At 63.2% G+C, this 14,137-nt stretch carries 13 protein-coding genes; all 13 read right to left on the reverse strand.

From position 1 onward, the window contains the following. The coding region (locus AB1346_04750; GenBank protein ID MEW6719741.1) for a cytochrome c3 family protein at window positions 1-1,693 on the reverse strand (1,693 nt) is incomplete at its 3' end. Between the two features lie 5 nt (window positions 1,694-1,698). Further along, on the reverse strand, window positions 1,699-2,736 hold the full coding sequence (locus AB1346_04755) for a 6-bladed beta-propeller (GenBank protein ID MEW6719742.1): 1,038 nt from the start codon (window positions 2,734-2,736) through the stop codon (window positions 1,699-1,701). Further along, on the reverse strand, window positions 2,733-4,574 hold the full coding sequence (locus AB1346_04760; protein ID MEW6719743.1) for a hypothetical protein: 1,842 nt from the start codon (window positions 4,572-4,574) through the stop codon (window positions 2,733-2,735). The genes AB1346_04755 and AB1346_04760 overlap by 4 nt, the downstream gene beginning before the upstream one ends. A 143-nt stretch (window positions 4,575-4,717) precedes the next feature. Further along, a complete protein-coding gene (locus AB1346_04765; protein ID MEW6719744.1) occupies window positions 4,718-5,329 on the reverse strand; it encodes a cytochrome c3 family protein in 612 nt (203 codons plus the stop codon). A gap of 32 nt (window positions 5,330-5,361) precedes the next feature. Continuing rightward, complete coding sequence (locus AB1346_04770) at window positions 5,362-6,516, reverse strand: 6-bladed beta-propeller (protein MEW6719745.1); 1,155 nt, start codon at window positions 6,514-6,516, stop codon at window positions 5,362-5,364. 20 nt (window positions 6,517-6,536) lie between these two features. Then, window positions 6,537-7,214 carry a cytochrome c3 family protein gene (locus AB1346_04775; GenBank protein ID MEW6719746.1) on the reverse strand — a complete coding sequence of 226 codons (678 nt, stop codon included), beginning with the start codon at window positions 7,212-7,214 and terminating at the stop codon, window positions 6,537-6,539. Continuing rightward, window positions 7,199-7,849 (reverse strand): cytochrome c3 family protein, encoded by a 651-nt coding sequence (locus AB1346_04780; GenBank protein ID MEW6719747.1) that lies wholly within the window; start codon window positions 7,847-7,849, stop codon window positions 7,199-7,201. Before AB1346_04780 ends, AB1346_04775 begins: the two co-directional genes overlap by 16 nt. 143 nt (window positions 7,850-7,992) lie before the next feature. Next, window positions 7,993-8,598, reverse strand: a complete 606-nt coding sequence (locus tag AB1346_04785; GenBank protein MEW6719748.1) for a cytochrome c3 family protein — start codon at window positions 8,596-8,598, stop codon at window positions 7,993-7,995. 324 nt (window positions 8,599-8,922) lie between these two features. After that, window positions 8,923-9,360, reverse strand: coding sequence for a response regulator (locus AB1346_04790; GenBank protein MEW6719749.1), 438 nt, complete (start codon window positions 9,358-9,360; stop codon window positions 8,923-8,925). Between the two features lie 249 nt (window positions 9,361-9,609). Then, entirely contained in the window at window positions 9,610-10,998 is a 1,389-nt protein-coding gene (locus tag AB1346_04795; protein MEW6719750.1) for a sigma-54 dependent transcriptional regulator, read from the reverse strand. Beyond that, a complete protein-coding gene (locus AB1346_04800; protein ID MEW6719751.1) occupies window positions 10,995-12,458 on the reverse strand; it encodes an ATP-binding protein in 1,464 nt (487 codons plus the stop codon). The genes AB1346_04795 and AB1346_04800 overlap by 4 nt, the downstream gene beginning before the upstream one ends. A gap of 147 nt (window positions 12,459-12,605) precedes the next feature. After that, a complete protein-coding gene (locus AB1346_04805) occupies window positions 12,606-13,292 on the reverse strand; it encodes a LuxR C-terminal-related transcriptional regulator (protein MEW6719752.1) in 687 nt (228 codons plus the stop codon). Between the two features lie 78 nt (window positions 13,293-13,370). Beyond that, window positions 13,371-14,137, reverse strand: a 767-nt coding sequence (locus AB1346_04810; protein ID MEW6719753.1) for a metallophosphoesterase, incomplete at its 5' end; no start/stop codon positions are given.

Raw genomic sequence — 14,137 nt, forward strand, 5'->3', positions numbered from 1 at the left:
CGGCGTCGAACCGGAGCTGGCCTCCGGAGGAGGCGGTGACGTAGGTCGTATTGAAGTTGATGAGCCGAGGGACGGTGGTCACTCCGTGCGGATCGTGACAGGTGGTGCAGGCGGTCGTCCGGGTGACGACGTGAAGGTTGTGTCTGGTGAAACTGACATCGCTCAGGATGCTGGTCCGGCTGTGGCACTTGTAACACAACGCGTAGACGGCCGAACTCTCCCCCTGGAAATCGGTCAGCTCCTGCCGCCGCTCCAGCAGCGGGACATAATCCGAGCCGTGCGGCCCCGTCGGCCCCGGGCCGACGTGACCCCCCACGCCCCTGTTGTTGCTGTGGCATGCGGTGCAGGTGATCTGCGCGGCGGTCGTGTATGGAGAGATCAGGCTCGGCACGACGGGGTTTTTACCCGTCGTTATCACGGGGTGGTACGACGCGTTGGACGTCGCGAACGCAAGACGGGTGTTGGTCTGCACGAACTGCCGGGGGACGCGCGCCGGGCCGCGGTTGACGCTGTCGGCGTGGCAGCGGAAACAGAGCTCGTACTGATATGTGATCGGGTCGACGGCGGTGCCCGACGCGTTGACCCCCCTGACCCCCTTAAGCAGGCCGGACGCCGTGATCGACTCGATCCCATGCGCCGGAACGTGGCAGTCCGTGCAGTGGTTGATCCTGGCCGCATGCGGGTTGTGGCAGTCCACGCAGGTGACGTGACGCGGCGGGTTCACCAGGTCCTCCGACGGATCGTGCAGGCCGGAAGTCGTGGACACCGGATGCACGCTGACCTTGTTGAATTCCGCCTGGATGTTGCGGAGCACGACGTTGCCGTTGTGGCACGAGTAACAGTTCTGCTCATTGCCGGGGAAATTCAACAACCGCTGCCCCGTGCCCGCATTGTGCGGCGTGTGGCAGTTTTCGCAGCCGTTTCCGACGATCGTCGTCTCCTCCGTGTGCGGCCACGGATCGGGCGGCTGCCCGTTCCAGGTGCTGCCGCCGTGCCCGCCGCTGGCCGTCTTGTGGATCCCGGCGCTCCAATACGTCTTGTTGTGGCAGGTCGTGCACAGGGCCGAGGCGGAGTTGCTCATCACCCGGAACTTCCCGTACTGGTCGTTGTGCGGATCGTGACAGGAGGTGCACTGAAGCTCGCCATTCTCGTCGAGCCGCACCCGTCCGGTGAGCGTGGACGGATTGTAGAGCTGTCCGTTGGCCGCGGCCAGTCCCGCGTCGTAGGTGAAGGAGACCGGGTGGTCGTCCGACAGGTCGGTTCCCAGCCGCGTCGCCCCCGGGGGGATGACGCCGATCCCGCCCTGCATCGGAATCGGCGCACCGCGGCTGCGAATCGAGCCGAGCGCGACCGTGCCGTCGTGGCAGGAGAGGCACAGCTTGGACGCCCCGGTGGGTTGGCCCGGGCGGGAGATCGCCGTGGAGCTGCCGTACGGGATGTAGGTCGCTCCCGAGCTGTACCGGTTCCACAGCGGCGCCACGCTCGCACCATAGTGCGGGGTATGGCAGAAGATGCAGATCTCCGTTTCGGTCCCCGCCTTAACCGAGCCCGGGCCGCCGGCGGAGAGGTTGTGCCTGGAGGAAACGATGCCGACTCCGGACGCCGGCAGCGGCGGCAAGATCGATAGCCCCATCAAGGCCGACAGCACCAGGCAAAGCCTGAGCCGCAGGCCCGAAGGTCCCCCGTTTCCCATGTTCTTCACGGTTTCCCCACGTATTGGAACTGTTGAACTCGGCAGTTGTACGAGTCCGCCACGTAGATCTCGTTGTTCCGGCCGATCGCAACGCCTGCGGGCATCCAGAATTCGCCTTCTTCCGACCCGGCTCTTCCCACGTCGAGAAGGAAGCGGCCCTTTTCGTCGAAGATCTGAAGGTTGTCGTACAAGGCGTCGGCGACATACACGTTCCCGAAACCGTCGACCGCCACGCCCTTGGGTCGGCTGAAATGCCCGGAGCCGTCGCCCATGCCGCCGATCACGTTCAGGAACCTTCCGTCGGCGTCGAATACCTGCACCCGGGAGTTCATCGAGTCGGTCACGTACAGCCGCCCCTTTGCGTCGCTCGAAAGATGCGTCGGGAAATTGAATTCCCCCGGTTCCACGCCGCGCCGTCCGAACCGGGCGAGAAATTTACCGGCCATGTCGAAGACCGCGACCGCATGGGCTTGCGCGTCGGCCACGTACAGCTTTTCGCCGGCGATCGCCAGTCCCGAAGGCCGCTCGAGCTCCGCCTGGATCCGGATCCGCAGATTCCCTTGGGTGTCGAACGCCAATACGGACGCCAGCCCCGAGTCGGCCACATAAAAGATCCCGTTTCTTTTTACGACGGCGACCGGGGCGACGAACCGGAGTTTCCCGATCTCTTCGAAGCGTCGGTAACGATTCCCGCCAAGGTCGAAAAAGCTGACGGCGCCGACGCCGGTATCCGTGACGCAGAGGTTTCCGTCCTCGTCGAGGGCTATGCCGAACGGCTTCACCAGGGGTTCCGTCCCGTCGCGGCCCCCCGTGAGGAAGTTGGCGACCCTCCGGAAGAACGACGGGCGCATACCCAGGTCGCCCGGCGCCGCGACGCTCCGCACGTACACCACGCGCGCATCGGCGGGGGGCGGCGGCCAGACGCGCTGGAGCCGATCGGTTCCCGTCCCGTCCGGCTTGACGGACGGCGCGGCGCACCCGGAGATCGCCGCGGCCAGCAGGACGGCCCATGCGAAATGTCGGATCCGGTTCGACCGCATCATAACGACCGCTTCATGCGCAGGAAGTAGTAGTGCCTCACATGCCGTTCGCCTCGCAACGTTTCATCCAGGAATTCGTAACCCGCGTTAGCGGTCAGTTGCCCATAAGCGAAATCGAGCGCCGTACGCACCGTCTTCTGGTCCTGGTCGAGACTCCGTCCCCGTTCGCGGCGCTTCCCCCCTTCCAGGGAGAAGAAAAGGGATGAGGCGACCCGCGCCCTGAATCGGCCGATGGAACTTGAAGTTCGCTGCGTGAGGCCGTCCTCGGGGTAGGTCGTCCTGCTCTCCGTGAAGTCGAATGTCAGAGTGGAGCTCTTCGTGGGTTCGAATGAAAGCGATTCGAACGCCCGCATGGCCCTGTACGGTGACAGGTTGGACCGGTAATCCTCATATTCCGCACCCGCGCGCAGCCAGCGCCAAAGCGTCTCCGCACCGACGACCCGGTCCGAGATGTCCTGGAGGACGAGGGATTCGCCGCCGGAAATGGACAAGACGCTGATGCGCCCGTAAAGCGAAAGGAGGCGGTCGTACAGATCCAGTCGGACCCGTCCGGAGCGGAACAGAGTGGAAAACGCGTCCGATGGCGGGGCGGCGGCGGTATAGTCCACCAACACGGCGCCCCCGTTGGGGATCCGGCCTCCGGAGACGCGGCGGATCTCGGTCTGCGCCCCCAGCGGCAGGATTACGTAGTCCAGCGTCTCCGTGAAAGGGAATCCCGCGGGGTCGGTGACCGAGCTTACTCGGAGTACGTTCGACTGGATCAGGAATGTGGGGATTCCGTCGGTGAGCGTGTGCGCCTCGTCCAGGACCGGGAGAACCGCACCGGTGGTTTCGCGATCCTCGCGATCGAGACGGACGGCTACCCCCAAGGAAAGCCGGCTCCTGGCTGGAAGCCGCTTGGTATAGCTTTCGTCCACCCCTGCGCCGTACCGCGTCGATAGAAACGTGGTGTCGGGGCTGTCGGACCGGATCCTCGATCCGTGGAGATCCAGGGCGGAGGTCAAGCTTTCGTATAGCTGATGGCGCACCAAGGCGCCTCCTTCGTGCAGATCGCTGTCCACCGGGCCGGACGTGCGCCGATCGAAGGAGTAACGATAATTGCCCGTCAGGTTCCGGGAGTGCTTCGATTCGAAGTCTTCCCGCAGCGTCAGGCTTCGCGTGTCGATCGTGCTGCCGTCCAACCGGTGGTAATACAGCGCGGAACGCAGCCTGTTCCGATCGCCCTTGCCCCAGGTCTCCGCGTCGGACAGGTTGAAGGTATATTCGGTGCCCGATACGGTGGGACTTCCTTCCTGTTCGCGGCGGAAATCGTCGCTCTGATACGTGAATTCGGTGCTGCCCGTCTTCCCCCGCTCGTTGTGCGCGGTAAACGTGAAGAGTTCCTCGTCGTTGCTCGAATTGCCGTTACGCAGGCCGGTCACGTCCTCTTCCAGGCGGGAATAGCCCAGGCGGAACGGCGCCGGCCCTGTCGAGTAGCCGGTGTTGCCGCCGAAGCGTTGGGCGTCCACCCGGGCGCGGCTGAAGAAATCGAAATCCTGGTAGGTGATGTCCTTCTCCGCGAACAGGCTCGTCGCGTACGGCTTCGCGCGCAGAATGGCGGCGCCCCCATGATACCGTTGGAGGGACTTCGTGCTTCGGCTCGTGCCCCCGGGCGGATCGAGCGTGAGCTCCTGCCGACTGAGCCCCCCCTCCGCCTTCAAGTTGAACTCCAGAAGGTTCGGGTGATAGACCGAACCGCGCAACCCCAGCCCGAGGACCGGTTCGACATACAGGTAATTCCGCTCGTTCGTCTCGCCCTGGACCTCGCGTTTTTCCCGCTGTCCCTCGACGTCCACTTTCATGTACGCCTCATCCGGCCGAAGGCGAAACCACCGAGGCTCTTCCACAACGGCTGCAAACCGCGCCGCCTGGGCGCCCGAAACGGTCCCGAAAAAAAAAACCGCCGCCAGCCAACCCCGCAGAACGTGTGGCAGCCGGCCGATGCTCATCGGGCGGCGGGAGCGGGAAAGTCTGCGGGGGCACGGGGTGCGCCGGTTTTAATGAAAAGCCGGTTGCCGCCGCCGTGCGGATCGTGGCATGCCTGGCAGAGGGCGGTCCCGCTCGCGGCATGCGCCGGGGCGCTCGCCAGGTCCTTTTCGTCGTGGCACTCCCGGCAGACATGCTGTCCCTTGCGCGTCAGCAGGTGCTTCTCGGCCGATTCGTGGGGGTTGTGGCAACCCAGGCAGGAGCCGTCCTCCGCCGGCGCATGCCGGAACTTCGCTTCGGCGAAAAGGTTCCGGTGGCACAATAGGCAAATCTCGCCTGTCTTGCCGCGCAATTTATGGGAAAACTTCGACTCGTGACACGCATCGCATCGGCGGTCGCGGTACGGGGGATGCACCACCTTTTCGGGAGCGGCTTTCGCGGCGGGAAAGGCGGCGGGGGCGGCTTTCGGAGGCGCCGAGGCGACCGGTTGCCCGGCGCCGGCGGGGCTTTCCGTCTTCTCCGGCGGGACGCCGTCGAAGAAGAAGGTCAGCCATTCCCGTTTCGTGTGCGCGCCGCAGGCGGCCAGCAGCAACGTTCCCAAGATCGCTCCGGTGGCCATCGTCGCTCGCATCCAGCGCATCCCCTGCATGCGGTTCCAGGTGTCTACTTCTTGCCGCCAAACCCAAACACGCTCACCTTCCGGTCGCCGTACTGGTTGGTGACGATCACGAGATACTCCACCTGGAAGCCCGGAGCGGCATAGGACCGGAACAGGCCGACGTGGTCGTAGTCGATCACTACCTTGGCGGGCAGGTTCAGCCCCACCGGGCTGCCTTCCGGCTCGCCGAAGAACAGCAGGAGCTTCCCTTCGGCGTCGAAGATCTGGACCACCTGAGCTGCCGCGTCCACCACGTAGACGCGGCCCTCGCGATCCACGGCCACCCCCTTGGGGCGGGCGAATTCGCCGGGGGAATCGCCCATGCGGCCGAAGCTTCGCAGGAACTTCCCGTCGGGATCGTACTGCTGCACGCGGAACGCCCCGATGTCGGTCACGTACAGACGCCGCTGCGCATCGACCGCCAGGTTGACGGGGGCGTACAGCTTGGCCTGCGGGTCCGCCGCGGCGGGGTCGGCGGGGATCGAGAACAACAGCTTGCGCGTGGCCTTGTCGTACACCCGCACGCGGTTGTTTTTCATGTCGGCCACGTACAGCCGGTCCCCCGCAATCGCCACGTCGGTCGGCTTCATTTCGTCGACCGCGTCCACGGACGCCGCTTCGGTTTGCGGCGGCGCCTTCGAGTGCGCCTTGGCCGCCCTGAGAACCTTCTCTCCGATCGCGCCCAGGTACCGGTCGTCGGCGGCGAAGATCACCACCTGGCCGCGCCCCGTGTCGGCCACGTACCGCGTGCCGTCGTGATCCACGGCGATATTCACCGGGGTCCGAAGGGACGCTTCCCTGGCGGGCGTAAAGTAACGGAACTGCTTCTTCTGCAGGTCCAGGATCTCGATCGCCTGGACCCCCGTATCGCAGACGTACAGCATGCCGTCCCGCAGCGCGACCCCGTACGGTTTACCGATCGGCTTGTCGGGGGGCGCCTTCCCCACGACGAAGGAGGCGAACTTCCCCGGCCCTCCCCCCAGGTCCTGCTCGCTGGAGAAGCTCGTAAGATACTGAAGACGCGCCGCTTCCGGCGGCGGCGGGAAGAAAATGTCCGTCCTGGGCTTGGAAACCGGCGTCGTCGCGCAGCCGGCAAACAGGATGAGCAGGCCCGCGCCGGCTGCCAGTTGCCGTGCCCTCTTATTTATATCCAGCGACATGGATATTCCTTTCCGGCAATTCATTTGTTCTGGTGGCAGTGGAGACAGATGGCCGAGCCGGCAACGGTCTTCCGCAGGAACTTGGTCAGGGTGTCGCTGTGCGCGTTGTGGCAGGAACCGCACTCCACCCTGCCGTTATAGAATCGCAGCTCCCCTCCGATCGGCTGCGGAGGAGAATGGTGGCCTCCCGAGTGGCACGTCGTACAGATCGGAGTCGGATTCATCGTCTGGTGGTCCCAAAGAACACCGACGGGGTGATCGTCCGACAGGTCGATCCCCAGGTTTCTGCTTCCCGGCGTTCCCGGGTCGCCCGGCATTATGTTCGATCCCGTCCGGCTCCCGTAGGCGTCGATCGCCACCGTCCCGTCGTGGCAGCTCAGGCACGATTTCGAGGCGTTTCCCGGCTGCTCGGGGATCTCGTCCATGGTGGGGCTGCCGTAAAGTACGTATGTGGCGGTGGCCGACGCATGATTCCAGAGAGGAGCAAGCTGCTGCGCCCTTGCGGTGTGGGGTGTATGGCAGAAGACGCAGATCTCGTCCGTCCCCCAGCCCCGGCCGGACAGATCGTGGGCCGTTCCTACGATCGATCCCGCGAAAGACATAGGCGGAGGGAGAAGGATCCCCACCAGGAGGAGAGCGAAAGCCCACGCATGCATCGTCGTCGGGTACGGTTTCACGGTCTTTATTTTGCGTGGCACGTCAGGCAGATTTCCGAGCCGGCCAGCGGTCTGCGCAGCATCTTCGGGTTCGAATACTTCAAATGAGGCTCGTGGCACGTGGCGCATTCCATATAGCGGTTGTGGTAAGTCCCATAGAAGGGCATTCCGTCGGGGTCCAGGGAGGTGTGACATTCCAGCGTGCAGCAGTGTTCGGAGCCGGGGCCGGTGGGGCAGGTCTGGTGAACCCATTGGATGCCCACCGGATGGTCGTCGCTGAGATCGATTCCCAGGTTCGGGCTGCCCGGGATGCCTGGAGTTCCCGGCATGAGATTCGTTCCCGTTCGGCTCCCGTAGGAGTCGATCGCCACCGACCCGTCGTGGCAGCTCAGGCACGATTTCGAGGCGTTCCCCGGCTGGCCAACCGGTACGTTCATGGTGGGGCTGCTGTACAGCGTGTACGTGGCAACAGTCGTCGCGTGGTTCCAGAGCGGTGCGAGCTGCGGGGTCTTGGCGTTGTGCGGCGTGTGGCAGAAAACGCAGATCTCGTCCGTCCCATAGCCCCTGGCGGAGAAGTCATGCATGGACCCGGTGATCGTCGCGAGGGACGAGGCCGAAAATAGCATCGATGCGGCGACCCCCGCAACCCGCACCAATATCCGACGAGGCTTGCTCACCGGTTCACCTCCTTTGCGTCCTGCTTCCTCTTCTGTTTCAGAGCGACACACAGGCATCCGCCGGTTTCTATTTCAGCGGATGCCTGTGTGTCCGTCTCATTGTCGCTTCCCTGATATGCCGGAGCAGATCGCCTCCTCTCCGGTTACTTGTTGTGGCAGTTCAAACACAATGCACTCGCTGCGTTGGCGGCCCGCAGGAATGGGGCATGGGCGTTATTGTGTACATCGTGGCAGGAGCCGCACTCCATCTGATCATTGCCTGTGCCGTAGAGCGGAAGTTGTAGCGTGCCTACTTTTCCCGAGGAAGGCGTATACAGCCCGGTGTCCGTGGTGGGCCAGGTGAATGAGATCGGATGGTCATCGGCAAGGGTATTGCTGCGTCCAACCGTGTTATCCCCCGTCATATAATTCGATCCTGTCCGGGCCCCGTAGGAGTCGATGGCCGTCACGCCGTCGTGGCAGCTCAGGCAGGCTTTCGAAACGCCCACCGGCTGCCCGAGGGGCCCCGCGTCCAGGGTGGTGCTGGTGTACAGGGTGTACGAAGTTGATGTGCGGGCCCCGTGATTCCAGAGCGGAATGATCTGTTCGGCTTTAGCGTTGTGCGGCGTATGGCAGAAGACGCAGATCTGGTCCGTGCCCCAGCCTTTACCCGACAGGTCGTGGGCGGTGGTCGCGATCCCTGCCATGGAGCTGGCCGGGACCAGCGCCAGCGCCGCGGCTACGGCGATGAGTATCAAAGTCTTTTTCACTTTCTTCCCCTCCTTCCTTTTTTATCCGGTTGCCTTCAACGATTCCGTTCGCGCCTCCTTCTCCGGTTTCCCCCCTCCTCTCGGAAAATTATTTTTTCTTCCGACGCTGAACGCATCCTGTAAGCCGCATAAGCAGCAATCGGTGTGCCATGAATAAACAACTGTCGATACGGCAACTTGCGGGCGACGCTCCGGCGGACGTGTTCCGGTTCTGAGGCAGGCCGTCGGGGGATTCTTCAAGTTTTTCCGATGTGTCCGGGTGCACCAGAAATGGGGCACCCGGTGCGGCGCGGAAGGCGGTCTTCTCCGGTTATTCAGAAGAGATCAGGGATTCCGCGGATCGTGGCGGCCGGCATCCGATGGGAGAGAACCTGCGGCGGGGGGGAAGATGTCCCGGATTCTCAGGCCGAGCGCGGATTCGATGTTTCTTTGCAGGTGCATGAAGTCGAACGGCTTCGGAAGAAACGCGTAAGCGCCGAGGGATGCGGCGAGATCGGCGTTTCCGCGGGTATCTTCGCAGGAGAAGAGGATGGCGACGGGTTTGCCGGGGTGCGTCGCGACCCGCTTCAGCGTTTCCCAGCTTTTCTGCCCTTCGATGTACAGGTCCAGGAGGACGAGATCGAAATCGTCATGCTCGAGCGTTTCCCACGCCTGCCTCTCCGTGGCCGCCGACGTCACGGCGAACTGGCAGGTGCGCGAGAGAACCCGTTCGATAATTGCCCTGTAACGGGAATCGTCGTCGACGACCAGAACCTTGACCATGATGAAGAGAAATCAAGCAATACCCGTTCCTCCCCGGGGCATGCGGCCGAAGCTGTTGAAAATCCTTGCCTTCAGCGGATGCCGGTTTCCCGCCGTCGCGCAGGGAGCGGCGAAACCGCGCACTCCTGAGGCACCCTGCGACGGGAGGATAGCAGATACCCCCTGTATTCAATGCGGTTTTCCGATTTCTCCGGGGTGCTGCGGAAACGTTCCGTCCCGACGTCGAAAGCGGCACCCTGAACGGGATCTCTACTCCCCGTCCCGGTAATTGGAGGACTGGAATCCGTATCGTCTCATGATCCGCTGGAAGTTCCCCCGCGCCAATCCGAGGGCCCCGGATGCCCTCGATACGTTCCCCCCGTATTTCGTGAGGGCGTCGGCGACGATCCTGCGGTGGAAATCCTCGAGGGTCTTCTGCTTCAGCTTCTGGTAATCCAATCCGTCTTCGTCGCCTTCGACGCAGGATGGCGATGAGTGAAACTCCGGAGGAAGATCTCCGGGCGCGATGATTTCCCCCGCCTTCAGGATGGAGAGCCGTTCGACGAGGTTTTTCAGCTCCCGGATGTTTCCGGGCCAGTCGTATCGCATGAGCGTTTCCATGGCTTGGTCGCCGATGCGGATGGCCGGCCTTTTGCCGTCCTGGAAACGGCTCACGAAGTGTTCCGTCAACATCCGGAGGTCTTCCTTCCGTTCCCTCAACGGGGGGATACGGATCGGGATGACCGCCATCCGGTAATACAGGTCCTCCCGGAATTCCCCGTTCTTCATCAGGGACGAGATCTCCTTGTTGGTGGCGGCGATGATCCGCACGTCCACCGCGATTTCCCGGCAATCGCCGACGCGCCGGATCCGCCCTTCCTCGATCGCGCGCAGCAGCTTCGCCTGCAGGCCGTGGGACAGGTCGCCGATCTCGTCCAGGAAGAGCGTTCCCTCGTGGGCGAATTCGAACAGACCTCGCTTGGCTTCCGCCGCGCCGGTGTACGCTCCCTTGACGTGGCCGAACAGCTCCGACTCGAGCAGGTTCTCCGGAATGGCGCTGCAGTTGAGGGGGACGAACACCTTCTCCGCGCGGTCTCCTCCGAAGTGGATGGCCCGGGCGATCAGATCCTTCCCGGTGCCGCTTTCCCCCTGGATCAGGACGGGGGAGCGGCTGCTCGCGACGCTTTTGACCAACGAGAAGATCTCCCGCATCGCGGGGGCGTTTCCGACGATCTCCGCCAATCCGTACTGGCTCTTCAGCCCTTCCTTGAAGAACAGGTTCTCGTCGCGGATCGCCCTGCATTCGAAGATCTTTCTTACGTGGATGACGAGCTCCTCCACCCGGAAGGGCTTCAGCAGATAATCGCGGGCCCCCGCCTTCATCGCCTGGATCGCGGATTCGACGGTGGCATGCGCGGTCATGACGATCACGTCGACGCTCCGGCTCCGTGATGTGGCGGACTCGAGGATCTCCATCCCCGTCCCGTCGGGGAGGTAGATGTCGGTCAGCACGATCCCGGGCATCTCCTGAGAAAGCTTTTCGATCCCCTCCCCGGCGGTGCCGGCGACGGCCACTTCGTATCCTTCCTTTTCCAGCACGCGGGACAGCACTTTCGAGAGCCGCGCGTCGTCTTCGACGATCAGGATGTGTTTTCTCATGAGGACTCCTGCGCTCCGGCCAACGGAAGGAAAACATGGAACGTGGTCCCTTTGCCCGCTTCGCTCTCCACGTCGATCCTTCCGTTGTGCGCCTGGACGATTCCGAGGGAGATGGCCAGCCCGAGCCCCGTGCCTTCCTCCTTGGTCGTGAAGAACGGTTGGAAGATCTTCCTCAGGTGCTCGTGCGGGATCCCGGTTCCGGTGTCCGAGATCGAGACGCGGATCCCTTCCGGCCGGGCGGAGGGAACGCTCCAGGTGGCGACCCGCAGCTCGCCGCCGTCCGGCATGGCCTGTATGGAATTCAGGATGACGTTCAGGAAGACCTGGCGCATCGGAACGGCGCTCGCCCGGATCGGCGGCAGGTCCGCGGCCAGATCCTTGACAATGAGGATGGAGCGGGTCCTCGGCTGGAACTCGATGATCCGGAAGATCTCTTCCAGCACCTCGTTGACGTCGACCGGCTCGATTTTCGATTGCGGCGATTTCGCGAATCCCCGCATGGTCCGGGTGATCGCGATCGCCTGTTTCGCTTCGTCCTCGATGACCTTCAGGTCCTCGGTCAGGGAAGGGTTGTCCGCAACGTCCTGCCGGGCCAGCTCGGCCATGTTCTGGATTACGCTCAACGGAGCGCTCAGTTCATGGGAGATCCCCGACGACAGCGTGCCGACGGCCGCCATCGTCTCGGCCCGGACCATCTGCTCCTGCGCCTCCCGCATCCGTCGCATCTGCTCCTTCAACGATTCGGCCATCTCGTTGAAGGCGGCCGCCAGCTCGCCGAACTCCCCCTTCAGGCCGGTGATCCGGTGGTCCAGGTCACCGCCCTGCAGCTTCCGGGTGGACTCCAGCAAGGTCTTTATTGGTTGGGTCAGGCCCATGATGAACACGAGCCCCAGCAGCGCCGACGCGAGCGTGCCCAGCGCCACCAGCCCGTACGGTATGTACAATGCCGTCTTCATTTCCCGCATCACTTTTCGCGAGTCCATCCCGAACCCGGAATCCCGGACGGCGATCATCTCCCGGATCTTGCCGGTAAGGTTCCTGCCGATGCGAAAGGCCGCGTCCTCCTCGCGGGCGAGCAGGGCAGGATTCAGGCCGGCCGTCGATATCCTGCTCAAGGCGATCTTGTAGCGTTCCGTTTCCCTTTTGATGTCGTTCAGCCGTTCCGTTTCCTGCGGGGTGTCGTGGCACTCGAAACAGGTGTTTACGATCCTCCCCAGGTCCATCGCGTTCCGGACGGCCGCATCGAAGTCCCTTGGTTGATCGGCGGTCATCCTGGAGAAGTCCGACTGCACCCTCCGGATCTGCAACGAATAGTGCTCTTTCAGTATCTGAACGTTGTGGAGGGTGATCAGCTTGTCCATCTCCGCACCGGCGGTACTGTAGATCCGCACCACGTATATTCCGGCCAGCAGGAAAACGACGGAATATACGGCCAGCCCTATGACGATTTTTCGCTTCATCTGCCGTCGGCGCGCGCCCGTCCCCTTGCGGAAATGGAGGTTCCGGCCCCGACTGCAATGGAAACAGGATTTGATTCCGGTGGCTATCCCCCGAATGGGGGATAAGATGAAAAACGGGGAAGCCGTGAAAACGAAAAGGGAAACCGGTCAGAAAACCTTGTGACGTACTGCCCAGACCGCCGCCTGCGTCCTGTCCTTGACGCCCAATTTCTCGAACATGTTCGTAACATGGGATTTGACGGTATGCGGGCTGATGGAGAGCACCTCGCCGATCTCCACGTTGGTGAACCCGTTCGCCACAAGGCCGAGAATTTCCGTTTCCCGCTCGGTGAGAGGAGTCTCTCCTTTCTTCTCACCGTATTCGAGGAGCATCTGGACATGCTTCCCGCTGATTTCGCGAATGGTGGTTTCCAGCGAATCGATGTACCTTTGCTGCCGCGTGGTGTTGGTTTTCCTCTTCGTGATGTCGATCATGATCTGGATGGCGCGAACGACCTCCCCGTTCCTGTCGAATATCGGGTAACACCTGACGTCGCCCCACTTTACGGACCCGTCCGGCAGGACCACGGACCGTTCCATGACGCTGGGCTTCCCCGTGTCGAAGACGATCCTGACGGGACATTCCGCGCAAGGCTCGGTTCTGCGCTGGAACATCTTGTAGCACGCCTGTCCGATCATTTCCTTCAGATCCCGCTGGTGGAACCTCGCCCTCGCCTGGTTGGCCCAGAGGATCCGGTACTGCCGGTCGACGATGTTGAAAGGATCTTTAATACTGTTGAGGATCGAGTGGTAGAACCCGACCGGCATGTCATCGAAGGGATTGATTTCGGGCATTCGTCACTTCCGCCTTCCCCCGGCGATATGGCATACAGTCTAAATGCATGGAAAAGGGTATTCAACAACATCGATGCTCTATTTCCGGGGATCGACCTGCAGGAACACCTCCCGGATCCTTCCGTCCTCCAGGACGATCCGGAAAAAACCGCGCCGCTGCAGCGGGAGCCAGGGGACGCGGGCGGCGCTCGATACGACCAGGAGGATTCCGTCCCAGTCTTCCGTGTGGTTCATGTGCTCGTGTCCCGACAGGACCGCGTCCACCCCGTGTTTTTGAAGGATCGCCAGCAGCTTCCCGCACTGTTCGTCGTATCCGGGGCGGGTCCCGTGCGGAATGAGCGTCCCGGCGGCGGGCGGGATGTGCATGACGACGATGAGGAAAGCGATCCCGTCCGCCCCTTTCGGGCGGGAGGCCAGTTCGCGGTCCAGCCAGGCGAGGGAGCGGTCGGAGAGGGACCCGCCGGAATTGTCCAGGACCACGAAGCGGGCGTCCCTGCGGGTAAAAGAGTATTCGGTGCCCGGGAGGCCGAAGCGTTTCGCAAACCGTTTCCTGGCTTCCGGTCCGCTCCCGTCGCGGTTTCCCGCGGCGGGATGGATCGGCTTGCCGAACGGGGCGGTCGCCTCCCGGAGCCTGCGCCATTCCCGCTCGCCGTCCCGCGGGACCAGGTCTCCCGTGTGGATCAGGAACTCCATGTCGGACCGGTCCACCGCCTGGAGGATGGCCCGGAAGGTTTCCTCCCCGTCGTCGTGGCTGTCCCCGGTCACCGCGAACGACCACGCGAACGCGAACCCGGCCCACAGAAGGACGGCCAGGAGCGCGGGGAGCCAGAGGGGGACACTCTTAG

It is taken from the genome of Thermodesulfobacteriota bacterium, from assembly GCA_040758155.1.
GTDB lineage: Bacteria > Desulfobacterota > Deferrimicrobia > Deferrimicrobiales > Deferrimicrobiaceae > UBA2219.

Coding starts and splice junctions, on each gene's coding strand:
- AB1346_04760 (MEW6719743.1), bottom strand. CDS start 4,574: ATGAAAGTGGACGTCGAGGGACAGCGGGAAAAACGCGAGGTCCAGGGC.
- AB1346_04805 (MEW6719752.1), bottom strand. CDS start 13,292: ATGCCCGAAATCAATCCCTTCGATGACATGCCGGTCGGGTTCTACCAC.
- AB1346_04770 (MEW6719745.1), bottom strand. CDS start 6,516: ATGTCGCTGGATATAAATAAGAGGGCACGGCAACTGGCAGCCGGCGCG.
- AB1346_04795 (MEW6719750.1), bottom strand. CDS start 10,998: ATGAGAAAACACATCCTGATCGTCGAAGACGACGCGCGGCTCTCGAAA.
- AB1346_04755 (MEW6719742.1), bottom strand. CDS start 2,736: ATGATGCGGTCGAACCGGATCCGACATTTCGCATGGGCCGTCCTGCTG.
- AB1346_04800 (MEW6719751.1), bottom strand. CDS start 12,458: ATGAAGCGAAAAATCGTCATAGGGCTGGCCGTATATTCCGTCGTTTTC.
- AB1346_04790 (MEW6719749.1), bottom strand. CDS start 9,360: ATGGTCAAGGTTCTGGTCGTCGACGACGATTCCCGTTACAGGGCAATT.
- AB1346_04765 (MEW6719744.1), bottom strand. CDS start 5,329: ATGCGAGCGACGATGGCCACCGGAGCGATCTTGGGAACGTTGCTGCTG.